Genomic DNA, 21,883 nt, shown 5'->3' on the forward strand with positions numbered 1-21,883 from the left:
CAAGGCCTTGTAATTCTTCAAGATAAAGTTACCCTTCAGGGGCTTAAATTATTTGACGAAAATAGGAATGGGTGTTACATTTGGCAGTGAATGGGGATGGCTCGATGTCTATTCGTCTATCACTTGTTTAGCCCCGTATAATATTTATGGCCGAAAAAAGCAAAAAAGGATTCTTCAAAAAAACCAAGGATAACAGCGCCAAAATCGGGCGCATCTTTCGCCCGTTTTTCCGCTGGGAAGTGGCCGGGCTTTTGGGGGTTTTCTTTGGGCTTTTGCTTTTAATTTCGCTCGTTACCTACGACAGCTCGGATAACGAAAAGCTTTCCCGCTTCTCTTTCGGGGCGCTTTTTCACCCCAAGGAAGTGCTGACGGCCAACAAGGCGGGGATTCTGGGGGCGTGGCTGGCGTACAACTTCTACGCGCAGAGTGGATTTTTCGCCATAGTTCTCGGGCTTTTCGCACTTGTTTTTGGCAGCCAGCTTTTTTTGAAGAAAAACTGGAGTCGGTTATACCTCAAGGCGGCGCCGTTCGTCATCTATTACGTGCTTTTTGCCGTCATCGTGGATGCGGTTCTGCATCAGGAACTTTATCAATTTGACGGGGAGCCGACTTTTGGCGGGGCCTTTTCCTTTGGCATCGCCTCGTTCCTAATGGCGTTGATCGGACAGGTGGGGGCGGTGGTTTTGCTTTTGGCATTGGCCCTGGCTTTGGTTGTTTTGTTCAAGCCGGAGCTTTTGAAGATGAAATTCAAAAAGCCGGAAATCCCCTCGGTGAGGTTTCCAACCGCCAAGCCGAAGGAAGAGGCAAATTTGGCGATGGCGGCAGAGCGTCCAATTCGAGGGGCCGTGGCGGTAAAAAAAGAGTCGAGTTGGAAAAAGTTCTGGAACACGTTCAGGGATTTCGGCAAGGTGGAGATAGAAGGAGCTCGCCAAGCGGAGGTTTCCCGAACGGGCAAAGCCGGGGCGGCGGTACTGGCTCCAGAAGTCGCTGAATCGGAAGAAGTAGTTGTGCCGCCGAAGAAAAAAGTGGGCGGGGCCGTGCCGGTGCAGCAGGAGAGTTTTTTCAAAGAACTTTCCGACACGCTTAAAATCGTCAAGACGCCGGATCCGGATTTGGGGAAATATGAGTATCCATCTTTGGCGCTTTTGGCCGACCCGCCGCAGGGGCAGCGGGGCATCACTCGGGAAGAAATAGGGCGGCTTTCGGATACTTTGGAAAAGACCCTAGCCACCTTCGGCGTGGCAATCGAAGATCAGATTGAAGCCCATCCGGGGCCGATTATCACCCGTTTTGAGTTCAAACCGGCGGCGGGGGTTAAAATCAACCAAATCGTCTCGCTGGCGGATGATTTGGCCCTGGCTTTGCAGGCCAAGCGGATTCGGGTGGTCGCTCCCATCCCCGGCAAGGCGGCGGTGGGGATCGAGGTTCCCAATCCGAACCCCCAAACGGTTTATTTGAAGGAGATTTTGGCCTCGGGCGCTTTTGCCGATGAGGGGATGCGGCTGCCGATGGCTCTGGGCAAGACCATCGGCGGGGAGGCCTTAACGTATGATTTGGCCAAGATGCCGCATCTTTTAATCGCCGGCGCCACCGGAAGCGGAAAGTCGGTTTGCTTGAATGTACTCATTACCAGTTTGCTCTACCGCAAGCACCCGGCGGAGCTTAGGTTTATTTTCATCGACCCGAAAATGCTGGAGCTTTCGGTTTATGCCGGGATTCCGCACCTTGAACGGGCGGTGGTTACTTCGCCGCGCATTGCCGAGAAGGTTTTGGCGGATGCCGTCATCGAAATGGAGGAGCGGTACCGTGCCTTGGCGAAGGCCTCCGTTCGCAACATCGAGGATTACAACAAGAAAAAGAAGGCGAACGAGCGGCTGCCGTATTTGGTCATCATTGTGGATGAGCTGGCGGATTTGATGATGTCGTCCGTCTCCACCCGAACCGAAACTTTAATCACCCGGCTGGCGCAGATGGCGCGGGCGGTCGGCATCCATCTCGTTTTGGCCACGCAGCGCCCCTCCGTGGACGTCATCACCGGGCTTATCAAGGCGAATTTCTCCTCGCGCATCGCTTTTCAAGTCGCATCCAAGGTGGATTCCAGAACGATTCTGGATGCCAACGGTGCCGAGAAACTTTTGGGCTCCGGGGACATGCTCTTTATGTACACCGGGCGGCCGGAGCCGGAGCGGATTCACGGGGCGTACATTTCCGGTTCCGAGACGGAGGAGCTGGTCGGCTTTTTGAAGGCGCAAAACTACGAGGTGCCGCCGATGGACAATTTTGCCGTCACGCCGGAAGCGGAGTTGGAAGAGGAGACCAACGACGACCGTCCGGATGATTTATTCCGCCAGGCGGTCGAGCTGGTCGTGCGCCACCGGCAGGGGTCGGTTTCGCTTCTGCAAAGGCGTTTAGGAGTCGGCTACCAGCGGGCGGCACGGCTCATCGACCAATTGGAGGCGGCGGGAATCGTGGGGCCGTACGACGGCTCCAAGGCGCGGGAGGTCTTGGTGGACAAGGATTATCTGGCGAAGCAGGGTTCGGCTCCGCTGCCGCCTGCGAATTGAAATGAGAAAGATTACTTTGTTCGCGTTCATTCTGGCCGTTTCTCCGGCCCTCGTTTTGGCCAACACGGCGGGGGAGTGGCTTTCCAAGCTGTACCAGCATTACAACGACGCCGAGCGGCTGTACGTCCGGTTTGAGCAAAAAACATTGCACACCGTTTTCAAAAAGTCGGACACCCACCGCGGGGAGTTCTGGGCGGACGAGCGCCGCTGGCGGCTTATTTTGCCCGGCCGGGTGGAGGTGTATGACGGGGCCTACTTGTGGGTCTACCGTCCCAATGAGAAGGAGGTTCAAAAGCAACGAACCGCCAAGGCGGAGATCCCGTTCCGTCCCAAGGAGGTGCTGGACAAATTGATGAAGGATTTTCGGGGAGAGGTCGTCAAGGAGAATTCCAGCACGGTCGTTCTCCGGCTTTCGCCCAAGGCGCGGGATTCCGGAAATCCCCCCCTGCTGCTTTCCTTTCATCCCAAAAGCTATCTCATCCACACGATGAGCTGGGAGGAGGCGGGGGATTCGGTCACCGTCAAGTTTTTGCGCACGGCGCGGAATTTGAAAATAAGCCCCAAGAAGTTTTCCTTCGAAGTGCCGGCCGGGGTGAAGGTGACCGACCTGACCCTTTAGTGAACGGACGGGCCGGGAGAGCCGACCTTATATAACGGAGAAGCGATGCGAATCGGACGGATGAAGGACAGATTCGGGCAGACGGCGGAGCCGGTTTTTTCCGTACGTCCGGCTTTGCCCAAAAAGAAAAGACGGCGGAGTTTGCGGCTGCCGATGCCGGTTTTTCTTTTCGGGTTGGCGGTCTATTTACTGGAAACCGCGGCGCTTGGTTTTTTGATTTACGAACGGATCGGCCTGGAGCGGAAACTTTTAATCAACGAGGGGCGGATCCGGGAGCTGGAGATGCGGCTGGAGACCTTCCGCACGGTGAAGGAACTTTCCTCCGGCTTTTCGGAGGAGGAACAGGTGAAAATCGCCCAGGCGGTCTGGAACTGGTCGGAAAACCTCGAGGTCTCGCCGCTCTGGATTACCGCTTTGATCATGACCGAAAGCTCCTTCAAGAAGGGGGCCGTTTCCCACATGGGGGCGGTCGGTTTGATGCAGGTGAAACCCTCGGTGGCGTTCGGCATTATTTTGCGGCAACGGCTTTCCTGGGAGGCGCTGGAGCGTTTGCACGAGCCGGAAACAAACATCAACCTGGGGGGGTATTACCTTTGGGAGCTGGGAAGACGGTTCGGGGATATTGATGCCACCCTTACGGCCTACAACTACGGAGAGGAGCAGGTGGCGCGCTGGATTTCCGCCGGGGTTCCCCTCCCCACTGATTTTTCCGGAAAAGTGAAGGCCCATTACCAACGGCTGGCTTTGCGCTATCCGGTTCTGGCGGCGGAAGGTTGATTTGAAAAGAATCGTTTTACTTTTGCTTTTGACCCTTTCGGGCTGCGGCGGAGCGCGCAACGGGGAGGAGGCCGTTTTACCCGCGCCGGAGCAGATGGCCAAGTGCCGGGAGCTTTTCGCCAAGAAAAAATGGGCCAAGGCCTCCGCCGAACTTTCCAAAATGATTTTGAATTATCCCGGCCATCCGGCCGTGGACACGGCCCAGTTCATGCTGGGGTATTCCTACTTCAAGCAGGAGCTTTACGTCCTGTCGCGGGAGGAGTTTGGAAAAATCGGCCGGAATTTCCCTTCGAGTCCTTTGGCCTGCCAGGCGGAATACTACGGCCTCTGGTCGCAGTTTTTGCTGGCCCCCAAAAACCCGGCCTATGACCAGAAGGATGCCGCCGCCGCGGTGGAGGCGTTGCGGGGCTTTCTGGATGAATGGACGACTTGTATCTACGCCGATTCAGCCCGGGCGCTTCTGGCAACCGCCTTGGACCGGCTGGCGAAGAAGGATTTTTCCATCGGCCGGCTTTATTTCAAAATGGGGGACTGGGAGGCGGCCCGGATTTATCTGCAAGGGGTCATCGACGAATACGGGGAGTCGAACTACGGGCCGGAGGCGTTGTATCTTTATGCTTTGTCTCTTGAGAAAGAAAAAAAGTTTACCGAGGCCCGCGCCAAGTACGAGGCGTTTTTGTCCGTGTATCCTTCCCATAAATATTCCAACGAGATTCGAGAAAAGCTAAAAAAAAACTCCAAGTTAGCCGCGACTGATTCCAAATAAATGCCCAAAGCCCGCACTAAAATCGGGCTTCTGGGAGGGACCTTTGACCCCCCGCACCTTGCCCATCTGGTTTTAGCGCAAACCGCTTTGGATGAATTAAAACTGGATGAAATCTGGTTTATACCCGCTTTTCGCCCGCCCCATAAGAGAGGGGAGAGGGTCAGCCCTTTTGCGCGCCGGCTTGCCATGCTGCGGCTGGCCGTTCGCGGAAATAAGCGATTCAAAGTTTTGACCATTGAAAAAGAGAAGGGTGGGCTTTCTTATACCGTTGAAACTTTGCCCCTTTTGCGCCAAAAACATCCGCACGCCCATTTCTTTCTGCTTCTTGGCTCCGACAATCTTTCGGAACTTTCGAGTTGGAAGGAGCCGGAAAAGGTCTTTTCCATGGCCCGGCCGGTTTTTGCCCATCGGCCGCTGACTGACGAAAAACTTCCGGTTTGGCTGGAGCACGCCGTCTGGCTGTCCAATCCTCGACTGGAGATTTCCGCCACCGATTTGCGCGCCCGTGTTCGCGCCGGACGGACCATCCGCTACCTCGTGCCCGAAGCGGTGGAGCGGTATATCCGAAAAAAAGGGTTGTATCGAAAGAAACAATAGATCCCCTTTTGGCATGCCGATTTTCCAGCAGTCTAAAAAATATTTTTTTCACAAGCATAAATTTCTGTTGACAAACCGGTTCGGGCGCTTCTATTTAAGCATCACTTTAAGGCGAGGAGGGATGAAAATGAAGACGCGCCTGAACCAAAGAGGATTTGGGAAGAAAACTTCCGCAGTTGCAGCTTTGGTTTTTCTCTGCTTTTTGTCCAATGCCTGGGCCGACACCCGGCGGATTGACAGCCCGTCCGAGCGCTATCCCCGCACTAATCTTTTGGAACCAAGGCGGGTGATTGACGCCCCCACGGCGGCGACTTTGCCCCGGGGGGTTTTTGAAGCGGATGCCCGGGTTTATCCATCCGGCGGGGCGCAGCTGGCGTTGAACATCGGGGTTTTCAACCGCTTCATGTTCGGCGTCTCCTACGGGGCGCAGAACCTGGTCAGCGACGAGCCGCCCGACTGGAACCCCAGAGTGGAGTTTTTCGCCAAGTTCAAAATCATCGAGGAAAACTGGTATTTCCCGGCCGTTGCCGCGGGGTACGACCGGCAGGGATACGGCCGTTGGGACGACAGTTTGGACCGGTATCTAATCAAATCAAAAGGGTTTTTTGCCGTCGTCTCGAAAACCTACAACCTGCGGGGGCTGGCGGCCGGTTTTCACGGCGGAATCAACTACAACCCCTTCGAGGCGGAAAAGGACGGCGATAAAAGCCCGAACTTTTTTGTGGGGCAGGATACCCGGATTTCGAACTACGTCGCCCTTTTGGCGGAATACGATTTTGCCTTTGACGACGACCGTGACCAGGTGCCCTACGGGCGGGGCTGGGGGTATCTCAATCTCGGCATCCGCTGGCTTTTTAACGAAAATCTGTGGCTGGAGGCGGATTTTAGGGACATGTTCCAGAACCGCACCGGGGTGGGGAGCTTTGGCCGGGAGCTGCGGCTGATTTACGTGGAATCGCTTTAGATCGAAACTTTTTCTTTGATTTGAGGAAGGGGCTCTTCCGAAAAGAGGGGGGGCGTTTTTCCGTTCGCCATCAACCGGCTGCCGGCCCGTTTAAGAATGGCCCACGGGGTGGAAACGAAAATCAAGCGCAGGTCTTCCACCACATTTTCCTTCTGCAAGTACATTAAATCCAAGCGGGCTTTTTTCTCCACGATATTTTGCAAGTAAAAACCCTCCGCCTCGCCGTTTGGGGGGAGAAACTGTTCCATTTGCAACACATAGGTCAACGTCCCCGGGCAGGTGAGCCCCGGTTTGAAGGCCAAGATATCCAGCGCGCGGGGGGGGTATTTTTCTATCATTTCCGGCACTTCGGGGCGGGGGCCGACGAAGGACATCTCCCCTTTAAGAATGTTGATCAACTGGGGGAGTTCGTCCATTTTGGTGGCCCGCAGAAAACGGCCCGCCCGGGAGACGCGCGGATCGTCCTTGCCGGAGACGTTGGAATGATGGTGGTGGCCGTTGGTGCCGTTTTCCACCATTCCGCGGAATTTCCAGAGCCAGAAAAGCCGGCCGTCCTTTCCCACGCGCAACTGGCGGAAAAAGGCGGGGCCTTTGCTGTCCAGCTTAATCCAGATAATCAGAAAAACCCACAGGGGGGCGGTCAGTACCAGGAAAAAAACGGCCAAGGCGGCTTCCAGCCAACGCGGCATAGGCGCAAATAATAACATCATTTTTCGACGGATGTCAACTGAAAAGTTTACGGGGCGGTTTTTGGCTTCAGTACGGTCTGCCGCGGCTACCCTGCCGATATTCCCTCCGTCGGGTCTACGGTGTTAAGGAACATCCTTCCGCCGCCGATTAGATAAAGGAGGGGTTAATAAAGGAGAACGTATGGGTGACGTCACGTCGGTGGCCATTGCGCTTTCAGTAATCGCGTTGGCTTATACCGTGGTAAAAGTCAACGAAAAGCTGGATGAAGCGAACCGGAAAATCAAGCGGATTGATGAGGCGTTGCAAAAGCTGAATATCGCACAGAAGACCAGCCCCGGAACTCCGCCGCGCAAGTCGCTGGTCAACCCGTAGGTTCTCCGAAGGAGTTTTTTTCCGGGCCGCCCGAGGGGGGGCGGCCTTTTTTCATTTTTGGAGGTGTTTTTCTTATATTTTTGCGGATGGAGAAGCGCCCGCGCCTTTTTTTGGTGGACGGCTCGGCCCTGGCCTACCGTTCCTATTTTGCCTTCATCCGCAATCCTTTAATCAACTCCCGCGGCGAAAACACCTCGGCGGTTTTCGGCTTCGCCAATTCGCTGTTCAAAATCATCAACGAGCAGAAGCCGGACTATCTCGCGGTGGTTTTCGACACCAAGGCCCCCACCTTCCGGCATAAGATCTATCCGGAGTACAAATCGACCCGGCTCAAGATGCCGGAGGAGATGGTCACCCAGCTCCCCAAAATCCGGGAATTGGTGGAGAAGATGAATTTGCCCTTGGTCGAGCTGGACGGGTACGAAGCGGACGACCTCATCGGCACCATCGCGGTTGCCGCCTCCAAAGAAAAGGTGCAAACCGTGATTGTGGCCGGGGACAAGGATTTTATGCAGTTAGTGGGAGACGGCATCGTGATGATGATTCCCCAAAAAGGGGGAGAAGAGATAGAATTTCTGGACGAGCGGGGCGTGGAGCAGAAAATGGGAGTGCCGCCGGAGCGGATAATCGATTTGCTGACCTTGATGGGGGATGCTTCCGACCACGTCCCGGGCATACCGGGTGTGGGACCGAAAACCGCCGTGGATTTGATAAAGGAATACGGCACGGTTGACAAGCTTTTGGAAGCGGCCCCCAAAATCAAGAAAGAAAAACTGCGGGAGAACGTTTTGGGGCACAAAGAGGAGATACTGTTATCCCGAAAACTGGTGACCATCGACACCGCCGTGCCGTTCGACTGGAAATTGGAGGACTTCAAGCGGCGGCCCTTCGACCCGGTCGAACTGAAGGATTATTTCATCGCGATGGAGTTCCGGGCGCTTTTGAAATTTGTCGGCGAGATGCCTGAAAAGAAGGAAAAGGTCCGCTACGAGACCGTCGGAAGCCTCGCCGATTTGAAAAAGCTGGCCGAACGGATGAAAGAAGAGGAGAAATTTGCTTTCGACACGGAGACCACGGCCCTGGATCCCCTGGAAGCGGATTTAGCCGGAATCTCTTTGGCCGTCCGTGAGAAGGAGGCGTTTTATATTCCCGTCGGCCACACCGAGGGGAAGAATCTTGCTTTGAGGGAGGTTCTGGAGACGTTGAAGCCGGTGCTTGCCAATCCTCGATTCACTTTGGTTGGACAGAACATCAAATATGATTTTCAAGTAATGAAGCGGGCCGGTTTGGAGATTGAAAACCGGCTTTTCGACACCATGCTCGCCTCCTATTTGCTCGACCCTTCCAGCCGCCAGCACGGGCTCAACTTTCTCGCCTTGAAATATTTCAACCACACCATGATTCCGATATCCGATTTGATCGGCTCCGGCAAGAAGCAAAAGTCGTTTGCCGAGACCGGCATTGCCGAAGCCACCGAGTATTCGGCCGAGGATGCCGATTTCACTTTTCGGCTGTACGAAGTTCTGGAGCCGAAATTGCGCGAAGCGAAACTGGATGAACTGTACTGGAAAGTCGAAGCCCCCCTGATTCCGGTTCTGGTGCGGGTGGAGGCCAACGGCGTCAAACTGGACGTCGAACTTCTGGCGGAGATGTCCAAAGAACTGCAGAAGGATTTGGATGAACTTGCTGTCAAAATTTACGATTTGGCCGGGCATGAGTTTAACATCAATTCACCCCAACAATTGGGGAAGGTTTTGTTCGAAGAACTGCGGCTCAAGTCCAAACGGAAAACTGCCAAGAAGACGGCCTTGTCCACGGACGTCGGCGTTTTGGAAGAGCTGGCCAAGGAGCACGATCTGCCGCGCATCATTCTCGAATACCGTTCCCTTTACAAGCTGAAATCGACCTACGTGGATGCCCTGCCTGCCTCCGTCAAGCCCTCCACCGGGCGGCTGCACACCTCCTACAACCAGACCATCGCCGCCACCGGGCGGCTTTCCTCCGTCGAGCCGAACTTGCAGAACATTCCCATCCGCACGGAACGGGGCGGGGAAATCCGCAAGGCATTCATTCCCAGCGGGCCGGAGTACCAGATTCTATCCGCTGACTATTCGCAAATCGAGCTGCGGCTTCTGGCGCATTACGCGGAAGATGAGGCGATGATAGCGGCCTTCAACCGGGACGAGGACATCCACGCCCGCACGGCGGCGGAGGTTTTTGGCGTCGATCCGAAGAAAATCAGTCCCGAGCAGCGGCGGGTGGCGAAAATCGCCAATTTTTCCATCGTGTACGGCGGTTCGGCCTATGGGCTGGCGCAGCAGACCGAGATGGATCCAAAGGATGCCAAAGCGTTTATGGATACCTACTTTGCCCGCTATCCGGGGGTGCGGGATTTTCAGCAAAAAGCCATCGCCCAGGCGAAGGAGCAAGGGTTCGTCACCACCCTTTTGGGGCGGCGGCGTTTCATCCCGGAGATTAACTCCGAAAACTTTCAACTCCGCTCCTTTGCCGAGCGGACGGCCATCAACACCCCCCTGCAGGGGTCGGCGGCGGACATTATCAAGGCGGCGATGATTGCCGTGGACGCCGAAATGGGGGGAAAGAAATCGAAGATGATTTTGCAGGTGCATGATGAACTGGTTTTTGACGTTCACCGCTCGGAATTGGAATGGTTGAAGGCAATGGTGAAAGAAAAAATGGAGGGTGTGATTGAACTGAAAGTTCCTCTGAAAGTGGACATCGGCACAGGACCCAACTGGCTGGAGGCAAAAGCATAGCCCAAGTCCCCGTCATCGGCCTGACCGGCGGCATCGCCTCCGGCAAAACCACCGTCGCCAAGTTTTTCAAAAAGTGGGGTGCTTGTGTCATTTCCGGTGACGAACTGGGCTGGTGGGTTTTGGAGGATAAGTCGGTCCAGAAGAAACTCGTTTTAATGTTCGGCCCCGAAATCATTTCCAAGGGCAAAATCGATCGCAAGGTTTTGGGGCCGAAGGTTTTCGTCAGTAAAAGTACACTTTCCCGCTTCAACCGCATTGTCCACCCGCCGCTCTTGAAGCTTTTGAAAAAAGAGGTGGCCCAGGCCCGAAAGAAAAGATGCAAAGCCATCGTCATCGACGCCGCGCTTTTGGCGGAATGGAAAATTCCAGTTAAAATGGACTTCTTGTTGATGGTTCACGCCCCCAAGAAAGTTCAAGTGAAACGCCTGATGGCCAAGGGGCTTACCCGCGAGCAGGCCATCCGCCGGATTCGTTCACAGATGCCCTACCAGCAAAGGCGTAGGGTTTCGGATGGGGTTATAGTTAACGATGGAAGTATCAAAGAGTTAAGGGGGAAGGCTAAGATTGTTTGGCAAAGAACCGTTTGCCGTTGAAAACCGCCGGGAGGTTCAAGGACTCCCCTGTGATTTTTTTCACAAATAGGGCTTGGATTGCCTTTTTGAAAATATTATCTTGAAAGGGTGAAAAGATTTGACACCCAGGGGACGGGGGGTATATTCCGGGCTTCAAAATAAGGAGCAAAATTGGCGAATCCATACAACCTAACGATTCCGGAACTGAAGCAGAAGGCCCTCGAGGTCCGGCGGGATATCATCACGATGCTGGTCCCCGCCAAATCGGGCCATACCGGCGGGCCGCTTTCCTTTGCGGACGTCGGCACGGCCCTCTTTTTCCACGAATTGACCTACGACCCGCGCCGCCCAAAATGGGAGGGACGGGATATGTGGTTTTGGTCGTTCGGCCACGTCACCCCTGTGCATTATTCCTTGTTGGCGGAAGCAGGATATTTCCCGAAATGCGATTTGCTGAAATTCCGCCAATTCGACGGGCATCTGCAGGGGCATCCTTCTTCGCTCGACACACCCGGGGTGGAGGTTTCCTCCGGCTCATTGGGGCAGGGGCTTTCGATTGCCGTGGGGGCGGCGCTCGGTTCCCGGCTGGATAACAATCCGCGGCGGGTCTATGCCTTGATGTCCGACGGGGAGCAGCAGGAAGGAGCCATCTGGGAGGCAGCGATGTCGGCCGGGCATTACAAGCTGGATAATTTGTGCGGCATCATCGATTACAACCAAATTCAGATTGACGGGCGGGTCGAAGATGTGATGGGAATCGCACCGCTGGCAGACAAGTACCGGGCCTTCCGCTGGCACGTCATAGAGGTGGATGGACATAATTTTGACGAGCTTTTATCGGCTTTTGCCGAAGCGCGCAAGATCAAGGGAAAACCGACGGTGATTCTGGCCCACACGATTATGGGCAAGGGGGTTTCCTTTATGTACGATAAATACGAGTGGCACGGCAAGCCGCCCACAAAGGAACAGGGGGAGAAGGCCTTGATAGAATTGGGGACCACCTTTGAGGAATGGTATGCCCATCTCGCCTCCTCCACCGAGCCGGCCTATCCGCAGAAACCGGCGGGGGTTTTGGCCTGATGCCCGTGCAAATGAAAAAAACCCGCGAAGGGTGGGGGCATGCCTTAGCCGAACTGGGGGAGGTCAATCCCAAGGTGGTGGTGTTGGTCGGCGATTTGGCCTCCTCCACGATGGTGCATTTTTTCGCCCAGAAATTTCCCGAGCGGTTCTTTCAAATGGGGGTGGCGGAACAAAACATGGCCAACGTGGCCTCCGGGCTTTCACTCACCGGAAAGATCCCGTTCTTTGCCACTTATGGCGCCTTTGCCGCCTGCCGCGACCTTGATATGATCCGGGTGACCATTTGCTACTCCGATTTGAACGTCAAAATCGGCGGGGCGCACGGCGGAATCTCGGTCGGGCCGGACGGCGCCACCCACCAAGCCCTGGAGGAATTCGCCATCATGCGCTCCATGCCAAACATGAAAGTGATTTGCCCGTGCGACTATTGGGAGACCAAGAAGGCGACCCGGGCGATAGCCGAAATCTGGGGGCCCTGCTATCTGCGGATGGGGCGGGAGGATGTGCCCGTGGTCACGGACGAGAACACGCCGTTTGAGTTCGGCAAAGCGTTGGTGATGCGGGAAGGGAATGATCTGGCCATCATCGCCTGCGGCATTATGGTTTACGAAGCGCTGGAGGCGGCGGAGGTTTTGGCGCGGGAGGATAAAATCGAGGCCCGGGTCATCAATATGCACACGCTCAAGCCGCTGGATGAGGAAATCATCATCAAGGCGGCACGGGAGTGCGGCGCTTTGGTGACCGCCGAAGAGCACCAGATTTACGGCGGGCTGGGGTCAGCCGTTTCTCAGGTGACCGCCTGGCATCACCCCGTGCCGATTGAGATGGTGGCGATGTGGGACCGCTTCGGCCAATCCGGCAAGCCGGAGGAGCTTTTGGTGGCCTTCGGGATGAAATCGACCAATATCATCGAAAAAGCCCGGAAGGTTTTGCGGCGGAGAGACCATCGGGGTAATGGGAAATAGCATCGGAGCCGCGCTAAGCTTAGGAAAAACCACCAGCCCCGTCACCGAACGGGGCGTTTTTTTTAGGATATAGGAAATAGAGAGGAATTGATGGCGGAAAGCAACAGGGAAGCATGGAAACGAATCTTAATTTTTCTTCTCCTCAACTTCGGGCTTAGCGCAGTTTTCAATTATTTAATCATCTCCTCCGGTTCATTCCGCACCGGGCGGGGGATGTACGTGCTCGGCGTGATGTGGTGCCCCGGTGTGGCGGCTTTAATTACCTGCAAATTGTGCGGAAAAAGCATTGCCGAACTGGGGTGGAGGTGGGGAAAGACGAAGTATCAGGTCGCCAGCTATCTTATTCCGTTCGGCTACGCGCTGGTTGCCTATCTGGCGGTCTGGCTTTCCGGATTGGGGGGATTTTACAATCCGGAATTTGTGCAGTCGGCGGTGCGGGATTTCCATTGGGGGAAGCTACCGGCCGGGTTGGTCTTGTTTCTCACCGTGTTTTTGACCGGAACGCTGGGCATCATCCGCAGCACCGGCTCGGCTTTGGGGGAGGAAATCGGCTGGCGGGGGTTTTTGGTGCCGGAACTGGCGAAGGTCACTTCCTTTACCAACACGGCTTTAATCAGCGGAGCGGTTTGGGCCGTGTGGCATTATCCGGCTTTGCTTTTCGCCGACTACAATGCCGGGACGCCGGCCTGGTACGGGGTGGGCTGTTTTACCATTATGGTTATTGGAATGAGCTTCATTTTCGCCTGGATGCGCCTGAAGTCCGGAAGTTTGTGGACGGCGGCTTTTTTGCACGCCAGCCATAATCTTTTCGTTCAAGCGATTTTTACTCCCCTGACGACCGATACCGGAAAAACGAAATATTTTATTGATGAATTCGGAGCCGCTTTGGCTATTGTGTCCGTTGTGGTTGGCTATATCTTCTGGAGGATGCGGCACCGGCTGGAAAAAGCAGAGCCGGCGGCGGTGACGTAGAGAGCAGGATGGGAAACAAACTGCGATTGGCTGAACGGATGTCCCGTTTGGGGACGGAGACCGCCTTTGAAGTTCTGGCGCGGGCGCGGGCCTTGGAGGCCTCCGGCCGTGAAATCATCCACCTCGAAATCGGCGAGCCGGATTTCGACACGCCGGAGTTCATCCGCAAGGCGGCGCAAAAGGCCCTTGATGCCGGATACACCCATTACACTCCCGCCGCCGGACTGCCGGAAGTGCGCAAGGTCGTAGCCCAATATCTTTCCCGAAAAATCAACGTTCCCTTCAAGCTGGAAAACATTGTCATCACACCGGGCGCCAAGCCCATCATGTTTCTTTCCATTCTGGCCTTAATCGAAACCGGCGACGAGGTGATTTATCCCAACCCGGGGTTCCCCATTTACGAGTCGGCGGTCAATTTTGTCGGCGGCAAGGCGGTTCCCTATCCGCTTGCAGAAGAGAACGGCTTCCGGATGGAAGGGGGGAAGCTTAAAAAGTTGCTTACCGACAGAACGCGGATGCTGATTCTGAATTCCCCGCACAATCCGACCGGCTCGGTTCTGGGTAGAAAAGAACTGGAGGGAATTTATGAGGTTGTCAAAAACCGGGAGGATATCTGGGTTTTGTCGGACGAGATTTATTCGCGCGGGCTGTACGGCGGGGAGCACGTCTCCATTGCCTCTTTTCCGGGGATGGCGGAACGAACCATCGTTCTGGATGGAATGTCCAAGGCCTATGCCATGACCGGCTGGCGGCTGGGGTTTGGGGCGATGCCGGAGACGCTGGCCCAGGCGGTCACCAAATTGGCCATCAATGACTTTTCCTGCACCTCGGCGTACGGACAAAAAGCGATTGAGGCGGGTTTGACCGGCCCGCAGGATGAGGTGGATAAAATGGCCTCTGAGTTTCGCGCGCGGCGGGATTTGATTGTTTCGGGCTTGCGAAAAATCCCGCGGCTCGCCGTAACCGAGCCGGAGGGGGCGTTTTACGTTTTTCCTTCCATCAAGGAATTCGGTAAATCCTCCAAGGAAATAGCCGATTATCTATTAGAGCAGGCCGGGGTGGCCTGCCTGTCCGGCACGGCATTCGGAAAATACGGCGAAGGATACATCCGGTTCTCTTACGCCAACTCGCAAAAAAACATACGGCTGGCCTTGGATAAAATAAAAACCGCGCTGGAAAAACTTTGAAAAAAATTCTTTTTGCACTTCTTTTTGCGGCCGGGGAGCTCCAAGCCCAGAGCTTTTCCGCCCTGGCCGACACCATCTTCTCCTCCGCCCCTTTCCAGCGGGCCAAGGTGGCCGCGGCTTTTTATTCCCTTTCCGAAGGGGTTTCGGTTTACGCCAAAAACTTGAGCGTCCCTTTGACTCCGGCTTCCAACGCCAAGCTGGCGACCTCGGCGGCGGCTTTGCACTACCTTAAACCGGATTTCCGGTTCGAGACCACTTTTCTTTTAAAAAAAAGCGAGGCCGATGATTCGGCGCTTTCGGTTCTGGTCGTCCGCGGCGGGGGGGACCCCTCCATTTCGGGCCGCGACCGTCCCTCGCCGTATGAAATTCTGGAATTCTGGGCCGATTCGCTTCTGTCGCGGGGAGTAAAAAAAATCGGGCGGCTCGTGTTGGACAAGCGCTACTTCGTGGGACCGGACGTGATTGAAAGCTGGCCCGCCCGCGAGCTTTCCTTCTGGTACGCCGCGCAAACCTCGGCTTTGTCTTTCGAGGACAACTGCGTTTTCCTTCGTTTCTATCCGGGGCGGAAGGTGGGCGCCCCGGCCCGCATCATTCTGGAGCCGGATTTCGGCTATATGAAGGCGATCAACCATTCGCGTACCGGCCCGCGGGGGAGCAAATACACGCTGGACGAGGATTACCGCCGCAAGCCGGGGACGAATACGGTGACATTTTTCGGCCGGATTCCGATTTCCGACACCGGGCGGGCGGACTATGTTTCCGTGCACGAACCGCCGATGTATCTGGCCCACACGACGCGGGAAATCTGGAAGCGGAAAGGAATTTCCGTGGCGGCTCCGGCCATTTATTGGGAAAAGGCCGGCCTCGAAGAAGACAGCTTGAAAAAACTGTTCGTCTGGCATTCCGATTCCCTTTCCAACATTCTCAAAGTAGTCAACAAAAACAGCCAGAACTTTTATACCGAGCAGGTTTTGCGCACGCTGGGGAAGGAAATCGAGGGGCGGGGGAGCTTTGAAGCCGGGCTGGAGGCGGTGAACCATTTTCTTTTGAACGCGGGCCTTTCCACCGGAGATTTCTATCTGGTGGACGGGAGCGGGCTTTCTGCCAGGAACCGCTTTACGGCGGCGGGGTTCATAAAGCTTTTGCGCCACATGCACGAGTCCCCCCACTTTTCCTACTACTACGAGTCGATGGCCATTCCGGGGCTGGACAAATCGGTCAAAAAACGAAAAAACGGGGATTCCCTGGCGGTCAATTTCCGGGTCAAAACCGGTTTCATTTCCGGGGCGCGAACGCTCTCGGGCTACTTCAAATCCAAAAGCGGGAAGCTGTACTGTTTTTCGGTCCTGGTGAACGGCCGAAAGCTGAACTACGGCGCTATCGACGCCGCCGTGGACCGGCTGTGTCTTTCGGCGGCCCGATTGCTCCCTTAATGAACCGCAAAAATTCTTCTCACCGTCCCAGCCGGCTCGTTGTCGATTTGGACCGGTTGGCGCAAAACGTCCGGCTCGTCAAAAAACGGCTCGGACGAGCTGCCGGGCTGATGGCCGTGGTCAAAGCGGACGGCTATGGCCACGGAGCTTTGCCCGTGGCAAAGGCGGCCCTTTCCGCGGGAGCAATCTCCCTCGGTGTGGCATTTGTCGAAGAGGGGATTGCCCTGCGAAAAGCCGGCATCAAGGCCCCCATCGCCGTTTTATATCCCGATTTCGCCGACCGGGCGGAGTTTTATGCCCGCTATGATTTGATTCCCACCGTTATCGATGAAAAATTCGGAACGTCCTACATCAAAGCCGGCAGGAAATTACGAAAGAAACAAATTCGGTTTGCCGTCAAACTGGAAACGGGGTTGAACCGGTACGGGGTACCCGCGGAAGCGGCCTTGCGCCTGACTCAATTGCTTTTAAACCAGAATGGGACTGAATTCTGGATGCTGTTTTCCCATTTGGCCACGGCAAGCGAAGGGGACTTGGAATTCGTCCGATTGCAAGTTCAAAGGATGAAAGAAGCTGGGCGGCTTTTCGAAAGGGCCGGGATAATTCCCCGTTACACCAGTTTGGCCAACAGCGGGGCGATTCTGGATTTTCCGGAGGCGTATTTCAATCTGGCGCGGGTGGGCGTTCTGCTTTTCGGTTATCCTTCCAAAACCATTGCCGGAAATTCGCTTCTGGCTCGACCGATAATGCGTTTGGAAAGCCGGATTGCGCAGTTGAAGACCATCGGTCCGAATGAGACGGTGAGCTACGGACGGGAGTTTACATCGAAGGGTCAACGGGTGATTGCCACCCTGCCGCTCGGTTTTTCGGACGGCTATCCCCGGCATCTGGGGAACAAGGGGTGGGTTTTAGTGCGAGGGAAGCGGGCGCCGGTGGTCGGGCGGATTGCGATGGACGCAGTTATGGTTGACGTCACGGAAGTTGAGGGGGTGAAAACGGGCGACCGGGTGGTGCTCTTGGGAGAAATGGGAAACGAGAAAATCACGGCCGAGGATTTGGCGGGATGGATTGGAACCTCCGCCTACGAAATCATGACGCGGATGGGGGTGCGGTTGCCCATTGAATATACCGGCAAAATGGCACGCAAATTGGGGTTTGCGAAATGAAGGGGCTTGTCTGCATTCCGGTTGCCGATTTGCGCCGCGAGCCGGTTTTTCAATCCGAGCGGACAAGCCAGGCGTTATTCAATACGCCGGTGGAATTGGGAGAAGAAAAGGACACCTACATTGCCACAACCTTACCGGATAGATACACCGGCTGGATGCAGAAAAGCCATTTGCTTTATCCGCTTTCAAATACTTTTTTCAGCAAGCGACTGAAAGTCCGGACGCCCTTCCTTGCGGTTTTCGCCACGGATCGCAAGAAAACAAACTCCGTCCTGACTTTCAACACCGCTGTCCGCGTATTTCGACAAGCCGGAAACTGGGCGGCCGTCGGCTCTGATAAAAAGGTTTTGGGATGGGTAAAAAAGGAAGGGCTGGTTGACCCCGCAAAGCTCCGTTTTTCCGTCGCTGATTTGATAAAAAAGGGAATGGAGTTTTTTGGCACCCCCTATCTCTGGGGCGGCATTTCCTCCTTCGGTTTCGACTGCTCCGGTTTTTTGTTCACGCTGTTTGATTTCTTCGGCCGGAAAATTCCCCGTGATACTTCGCAGCAGATAAAAATCGGGGAAGAGATTCCTTTTGAGCATGCCGAAGCGGGGGATTTTTTCTTTTTCCCCGGACATGTGGCGCTTTACGTTGGCGGAAGGAAAATCCTGCACGCCAATTTGCGGGGGGGTGGGGTGACTTTGGATTCCATACGGAAAGCGGATAGGAATTATAATCCGGTTATTGAAAAATTGACCTGCGTTCGCCGAATCCTATGAAGCTGGTGAAGCCCAAGGCGCTATCCCCCGGTGCGACCATCGGCATCGTGGCCCCTTCCTCCTGGGCCAAGGATGCGCGGCTGCGGCGGGGGCTGAAGTGGCTGGCAAAAACCGGGTTTGGGGTCAAGCTGTTTTTATCCCCAAAACTGAAATACGGTTACCTTTCCGGGCCGGATCAAGTGCGCGCCAAACTTTTCAATCGGGCTTTTGCCGACCCCGAAGTGGATGCCGTCATCTGCGCGCGGGGGGGGTACGGTGCCTTGCGGATGCTGGATAAAATAGATTTTGAGCTGGTGCGCAAAAACCCGAAAATATTCGTCGGCTACTCGGATATTACCGCCATTCATCTGGCGCTCCATACGAGAACCGGTCTGTGTTCCTTTCACGGGCCGATGGCGGCGGATTTCGGCGCGGCTTACAACCGACAAAATCTTTTGAACGCCTTGACATCGGTTTCTCCATTGGGAAAAGTGCAATTTCCCCGGGGTCTTCGGCCAAAATTCCTGCGGCCGGGCAAAGCCAGCGGGCCGCTTTTGGGAGGGAATCTTTCACTGGTGGTCAAGCTTTTCGGAACGCCGTACCAGCCGTCCTTGGAGGGGGCGATACTGTTTCTCGAAGACGTTAGTGAATATCCGCATCGCATCGACGGCTATCTGGCGCAGCTCCGCTTGGCCGGGGTTTTTCGGCAGATTGCGGGGTTGATTCTGGCGGACTTCAAGGATTGCGCGCATCCCCCCAAGGCGAACTACCATATGCCGCTGGCGCGGATTTTCAAGGATTTCTTTGGGCGGGCGCCTTTTCCGGTCGCCACGAATTTCCCGTTCGGACATTCCAAGAACAATTTCACCCTGCCGCTGGGCTTGCGGGCCACCCTGGATTCGCGCAAGGGGAGTTTGGTATTGGAGGAGGCGGGCGTGGTGTGAAACAACTGGAATGGGAATCGTACTTCTTAAAACTCAAATATCCCTTTCGCTTGTCGCGCTCGGTTATTGAGGAGCGGGAAACCATTTTCGTGCGCTTTGGCCGGGGTATCGGCGAAGTTTCCTATTCCGCCTATTACGGCGAAACGCGGGAGGGGGTGGTTGCGGCGTTTGAAAAAGTGGACGGAAAACTATCCGAAAAGGCCAATGATTTTGAAAAAAACCGGCGGGTGATTGATGAATGGACCGGCGGCGTCAAATCGGCGCAGGCCGGGCTGGAAATGGCGGCGCTCGACCACGCCGCCCGGCTTTTGGGACGGCCGCTTTATGCCTATCTGGGACTGGCCAAACCGGCGGCCATCAAAACCACCATGACCGTTGCCTTGGCTTCGCCCGGGGAGATGGCTGCGCGGGCCAAAGAAGCCGCCGGCTTTTCCGCCTTGAAATTGAAAGTCGGGGTAGAAGGGGATATGGAACGGGTGGAAGCGGTTCGCCAAGTCAGTTCGCAAGCCATCCGAGTGGATGCCAACGGCGGCTGGAAAGTGGATGAGGCGATTGAGAAAATCAGGAAACTGAAAGAACTGGGCGTAGAGTTTGTCGAGCAGCCGCTGGCAAAGGATGATTTCGACGGTTACCGGCAATTGGCCGGAAAGGCGGCTTTGCCGGTCTGGCTGGATGAATCGGTGATTACGCCGGAGGATCTGAAAAGATTCAAGGGGCTGGCTTCCGGGGTGGTTTTGAAAATCCAGAAGATGGGAGGGATCAAGCCCGCTCTTGAAGTTGCCTACCTGGCACGGGCTTTGGGAATGGGAGTAATGCTCGGCTGTATGGTGGAATCCTCCGTCGGCATCGCTGCCGGCTGCCACGTCGCCTCGGTTTGCGATTATATTGATTTGGATGGGAATTTGCTCGTCACCAACGACCCCTATGAAGGATTGGCACTTTCCGGCGGAAGCTGGCAGCTGCCCGGCGGCTTTGGGTTGGGCGTGAGGCGGAAATGAAGAAACTTTTCTTCTTTGCGGCCTTATCCCTTTTTGCCGTTTCGAAAAGCGGAGCGGAAGAACTTATTATCCGCGTTGTTTATCCGGAGACGATGCAGGTGCTTCCCCCCATCGATTCCAACTTCATTTTCGGCTATGCCACGCCCGGCGCGAAACTAACCATTAACGGAACGCCCGTCGAGGTATACAAAACCGGCGGGTTTCTGGCCTTTCTGCCGGTGGCGGAGGGGAATTTTTACTACCGTCTTGAAGCGGAAAAAAACGGCCAGAAGGTGGCTTTTGACTGGCCGGTTTTCGTCACCCCCAAGCCCCGGTCGATTCCGCGCGACAGCCTGGCCATCCGTTTCGGCTCGGCAATCCCTTCCGATTCAATTTTCACCTATCCCGGGGAGCTGGTCATTCTCTCCTTTTCCGGCACGCCGGGGCTTTCCGCTTTTTTCGTGGTGGATGGGCTGGAAGGGGAGTTTCCAATGGTCGAGACGGTCATGCCCACGGGCGGCGCCAACCGGGGAAACGGGGGAAACAATCTATTTATCCAAGAAATGCTGCCGGAATCGACCGGCTCCGGCTTTTATACCGGCGTTTTGCGAGTGCCCGACAAGCGGCTTTTGTCCGCAAGAATCACGGTCTACCTGACCAAAAACGATACCGGCTGCGTGGTTCCGGAGAAAGTGGTCCGGATCCCCCCTCCCATAGTCGGCGGCGCATCCGTCAGCCGCTGCGCGGCGGAAACCCTGCGGGCCGTGCTAACGGTCTGGGACCCGGCGGTGCCGCGGGTCGTTGAACTGGATGACTCCGTATCCGTTCTGCGCAGCGCACCCAACGCCGGGTACGTCGCCATCTTCCAGCCGCAGGGGATCCGGGCCTACCTGACGACCCGCATCGGCCGCTACGTCAAGCTCAAACTGGCGGAGACGCAATCGGTCTGGGCGCCGGACACGCTCGTAACCTTTCTTCCCCCGGGCAGCATCATTCCGCCCGGTTCGATTTCCTATCTCCGCACAACCGACAGCACGAAATGGGTGAAAGTCACTTTCACCGCTTCGCGCAAGATGGCTTTTCGGGTGGAGGAGGACCCGGTCTTGGAGCGGCTTTCGGTGTTCATTTTCGGCGCGGTGACCCGGGCGGACTGGATTCGCTACGACAACGCCACCGATTTGGTCAAAAACATCCGCTGGTCGCAGCCGGAGTCGGACATTTTCCGGGCGGACATCGACTTGAATTCGAAGGCGCTTTGGGGGTACGACGCCTACTTTGAGGGAAACAATCTGGTGCTTTTGGTCAAGAAACCGCCCGGGCGGGGGGCCTGGATGAAGGGGCTGACCATCGCCGTGGACGCCGGACATATGAATACTCCGACCGAAACGGGAGCCAAGGGGCCGACCGGGCTCGAAGAGCGGGAGGCGAATTTGTGGATTGCTTTGGAGCTGGCCAAAATCCTTGAGAAACGGGGGGCGGAGGTGGTGATGACCCGCAGGGGGACGGAAGCGGTGGCGCTGTATGACCGGCCGCAAATCGCCAAAGCGGCGGAGGCGGATTTGTTCGTCTCCATTCACAACAACGCCCATCCGGACGGCACGAATCCCTTCGTCACCAACGGCACCTCGGTTTATTACTACCACGTCCACTCGCAGGATCTGGCCCGAAGCGTTCAGCGGCGGTTATTAAAGGCCACCGGGCTCAAGGATTTGGGGCTTTAT

The 21,883-nt window shown here is 55.7% G+C and carries 20 protein-coding genes; 19 read left to right on the forward strand and 1 reads right to left on the reverse strand.

Translation table 11 applies throughout. The features are described from left to right. The first annotated feature begins 146 nt into the window (after positions 1 to 146). The 6 genes from VNL73_07090 to VNL73_07115 all read left to right on the forward strand — a co-directional run bounded on the left by VNL73_07090 (position 147) and on the right by VNL73_07115 (position 6,287). Positions 147 to 2,564 (forward strand): DNA translocase FtsK 4TM domain-containing protein, encoded by a 2,418-nt coding sequence (locus tag VNL73_07090; protein ID HXF49172.1) that lies wholly within the window; start codon positions 147 to 149, stop codon positions 2,562 to 2,564. Position 2,565: 1 nt separating this feature from the next. Further along, positions 2,566 to 3,183 carry an outer membrane lipoprotein carrier protein LolA gene (locus VNL73_07095; protein ID HXF49173.1) on the forward strand — a complete coding sequence of 206 codons (618 nt, stop codon included), beginning with the start codon at positions 2,566 to 2,568 and terminating at the stop codon, positions 3,181 to 3,183. Between the two features lie 60 nt (positions 3,184 to 3,243). Next, positions 3,244 to 3,960 (forward strand): transglycosylase SLT domain-containing protein, encoded by a 717-nt coding sequence (locus VNL73_07100; protein HXF49174.1) that lies wholly within the window; start codon positions 3,244 to 3,246, stop codon positions 3,958 to 3,960. A 1-nt stretch (position 3,961) separates the two neighbouring features. After that, on the forward strand, positions 3,962 to 4,726 hold the full coding sequence (gene bamD / locus VNL73_07105) for an outer membrane protein assembly factor BamD (protein HXF49175.1): 765 nt from the start codon (positions 3,962 to 3,964) through the stop codon (positions 4,724 to 4,726). Further along, positions 4,727 to 5,323: a nicotinate-nucleotide adenylyltransferase gene (gene nadD, locus VNL73_07110; protein ID HXF49176.1), complete on the forward strand. Its 597-nt coding sequence runs from the start codon at positions 4,727 to 4,729 to the stop codon at positions 5,321 to 5,323. It begins immediately after the preceding gene. Positions 5,324 to 5,450: 127 nt separating this feature from the next. Beyond that, positions 5,451 to 6,287: a hypothetical protein gene (locus VNL73_07115; GenBank protein HXF49177.1), complete on the forward strand. Its 837-nt coding sequence runs from the start codon at positions 5,451 to 5,453 to the stop codon at positions 6,285 to 6,287. On the opposite strand, the gene VNL73_07120 is transcribed toward VNL73_07115, so the two are convergent. Continuing rightward, the gene (locus VNL73_07120; protein ID HXF49178.1) at positions 6,284 to 6,976 is read right to left on the reverse strand and encodes a sugar transferase; all 693 of its coding nucleotides are present in this window, start codon (positions 6,974 to 6,976) and stop codon (positions 6,284 to 6,286) included. The two genes, VNL73_07115 and VNL73_07120, sit on opposite strands and share 4 nt — an antisense overlap. Before the next feature lie 181 nt (positions 6,977 to 7,157). On the opposite strand from VNL73_07120, the gene VNL73_07125 reads away from it, so the two are divergent. The 13 genes from VNL73_07125 to VNL73_07185 form a co-directional block, all read left to right on the forward strand. Beyond that, positions 7,158 to 7,349, forward strand: a complete 192-nt coding sequence (locus tag VNL73_07125; protein ID HXF49179.1) for a hypothetical protein — start codon at positions 7,158 to 7,160, stop codon at positions 7,347 to 7,349. Positions 7,350 to 7,435: 86 nt separating this feature from the next. Then, positions 7,436 to 10,126 (forward strand): DNA polymerase I, encoded by a 2,691-nt coding sequence (gene polA, locus VNL73_07130; protein ID HXF49180.1) that lies wholly within the window; start codon positions 7,436 to 7,438, stop codon positions 10,124 to 10,126. A 20-nt stretch (positions 10,127 to 10,146) separates the two neighbouring features. Further along, positions 10,147 to 10,719 carry a dephospho-CoA kinase gene (coaE, locus tag VNL73_07135; GenBank protein ID HXF49181.1) on the forward strand — a complete coding sequence of 191 codons (573 nt, stop codon included), beginning with the start codon at positions 10,147 to 10,149 and terminating at the stop codon, positions 10,717 to 10,719. Between the two features lie 150 nt (positions 10,720 to 10,869). Further along, positions 10,870 to 11,778 carry a transketolase gene (locus VNL73_07140; protein HXF49182.1) on the forward strand — a complete coding sequence of 303 codons (909 nt, stop codon included), beginning with the start codon at positions 10,870 to 10,872 and terminating at the stop codon, positions 11,776 to 11,778. A gap of 11 nt (positions 11,779 to 11,789) precedes the next feature. Continuing rightward, positions 11,790 to 12,743 (forward strand): transketolase family protein, encoded by a 954-nt coding sequence (locus tag VNL73_07145; GenBank protein HXF49183.1) that lies wholly within the window; start codon positions 11,790 to 11,792, stop codon positions 12,741 to 12,743. Between the two features lie 90 nt (positions 12,744 to 12,833). Further along, positions 12,834 to 13,715, forward strand: coding sequence for a type II CAAX endopeptidase family protein (locus VNL73_07150; protein ID HXF49184.1), 882 nt, complete (start codon positions 12,834 to 12,836; stop codon positions 13,713 to 13,715). Positions 13,716 to 13,723: 8 nt separating this feature from the next. Then, on the forward strand, positions 13,724 to 14,902 hold the full coding sequence (locus VNL73_07155; GenBank protein HXF49185.1) for a pyridoxal phosphate-dependent aminotransferase: 1,179 nt from the start codon (positions 13,724 to 13,726) through the stop codon (positions 14,900 to 14,902). Then, a complete protein-coding gene (gene dacB / locus VNL73_07160) occupies positions 14,899 to 16,335 on the forward strand; it encodes a D-alanyl-D-alanine carboxypeptidase/D-alanyl-D-alanine-endopeptidase (protein ID HXF49186.1) in 1,437 nt (478 codons plus the stop codon). The genes VNL73_07155 and dacB overlap by 4 nt, the downstream gene beginning before the upstream one ends. Further along, positions 16,335 to 17,501, forward strand: coding sequence for an alanine racemase (alr, locus tag VNL73_07165; GenBank protein ID HXF49187.1), 1,167 nt, complete (start codon positions 16,335 to 16,337; stop codon positions 17,499 to 17,501). Before dacB ends, alr begins: the two co-directional genes overlap by 1 nt. Next, the gene (locus VNL73_07170; GenBank protein HXF49188.1) at positions 17,498 to 18,262 is read left to right on the forward strand and encodes a C40 family peptidase; all 765 of its coding nucleotides are present in this window, start codon (positions 17,498 to 17,500) and stop codon (positions 18,260 to 18,262) included. The genes alr and VNL73_07170 overlap by 4 nt, the downstream gene beginning before the upstream one ends. Continuing rightward, entirely contained in the window at positions 18,259 to 19,185 is a 927-nt protein-coding gene (locus tag VNL73_07175; protein HXF49189.1) for an LD-carboxypeptidase, read from the forward strand. Before VNL73_07170 ends, VNL73_07175 begins: the two co-directional genes overlap by 4 nt. After that, on the forward strand, positions 19,182 to 20,183 hold the full coding sequence (locus VNL73_07180) for a dipeptide epimerase (protein HXF49190.1): 1,002 nt from the start codon (positions 19,182 to 19,184) through the stop codon (positions 20,181 to 20,183). The genes VNL73_07175 and VNL73_07180 overlap by 4 nt, the downstream gene beginning before the upstream one ends. Continuing rightward, positions 20,180 to 21,883, forward strand: a 1,704-nt coding sequence (locus VNL73_07185) for an N-acetylmuramoyl-L-alanine amidase (protein ID HXF49191.1), incomplete at its 3' end; no start/stop codon positions are given. The genes VNL73_07180 and VNL73_07185, both read left to right, overlap by 4 nt.

Source organism: Verrucomicrobiia bacterium, assembly GCA_035574275.1.
Classification (GTDB): Bacteria; Zixibacteria; MSB-5A5; order DSPP01; family DSPP01; genus DSPP01.